The 1,088-nt window shown below is 58.0% G+C and carries 1 protein-coding gene; it reads left to right on the forward strand.

The annotated features are described in order from the left end of the window. Positions 1–63 precede the first annotated feature (63 nt). Complete coding sequence (locus AB1A62_RS22160; protein WP_366663615.1) at positions 64–1,056, forward strand: IS30 family transposase; 993 nt, start codon at positions 64–66, stop codon at positions 1,054–1,056. Positions 1,057–1,088: the final 32 nt, after the last annotated feature.

Consider the following 1,088-nt stretch of genomic DNA (forward strand, 5'->3'; position numbering starts at 1 on the left):
GGCACATTCTAAACTGGGTTGCGACAAATTCCCTATCTTGCTGGAAAGCAAGGAGAATGGAAGATGGCCCATACGGAGCTGGATTTGCGTGAACGGCGCACAATCGAAGATATGCTGAACGCAAAGATGCCGGTGAGCAAGATCGCGGCCGCGCTCGGCAGGCACCGCTCCTCCGTCTATCGCGAGATCAAGCGCAACCGCTTCGAGGATCGTGAGCTGCCGTATCTGAACGGCTACTACGGTGTGAATGCGCAAAGAACTGCGGAAGCCAGACGAGCGCGCCGCCGCAAGCTGGTTCGATTAGCAGACCTGCGCAAAGCAGTGATTTCCCAGTTGAAGGAAGGCTGGTCGCCAGAGCAGATCGCCGGCCGGCTTGGCTTTGAAGGCCAGCCGGTGCGTGTGAGCCACGAGACAATTTACGCTTACATTTACGGTCCCGATGGCCAATCTGAAGAACTGGCGCGCCATCTGCCGAGCCGGCGCAAGAAACGGCAGCCGCGGTATGCACGCAGGCCGCGAGGCCTTGTTTTCCCGCCAGAGCGCTCAATTCATCAGCGCCCGGAGCATGTGAAGTCCCGCGAGACATTCGGCGAATGGGAAGGCGATCTGATGATCTTCGAACGTGCTCTGGGCAATGCCAACGTTGCCACGCTTGTAGAGCGAAAGACGCGGTATGCCGTCTTGTTCAGAAACCACGACAGAAGCACCACGCACCTGATGAACCGGCTGATGGACGTCATGGAACCCCTGCCCCAACCGGCAAGGCGCTCCATTACCTTCGACCGAGGGATCGAGTTCAGGAGCTGGCGCAAACTTAAGCCTGGGATTGGAACGGAGGCGTGGTTCTGCGATCCCCAAGCGCCCTGGCAAAAAGGATCCGTCGAGAACCTTAACAAACGGGCGCGCCGGTATCTGCCGCGGGATACGCCTGTGGCCGCGCTCTCAAATCGATATATGAAGTCGATTTGCGACCGCTTAAACGACACACCTAGAAAATGCCTCGGGTGGCGCACACCGGCTGAAGCGTTCAGGGACGAACTCATGAAACTGAGATAGCAGGAAACGTCGCAACGACCCTTGAGCCTTCA

The sequence above is a fragment of the Leisingera sp. JC11 genome (assembly GCF_040704725.1).
GTDB lineage: Bacteria > Pseudomonadota > Alphaproteobacteria > Rhodobacterales > Rhodobacteraceae > Leisingera.

Coding starts and splice junctions, on each gene's coding strand:
- AB1A62_RS22160 (WP_366663615.1), top strand. CDS start 64: ATGGCCCATACGGAGCTGGATTTGCGTGAACGGCGCACAATCGAAGAT.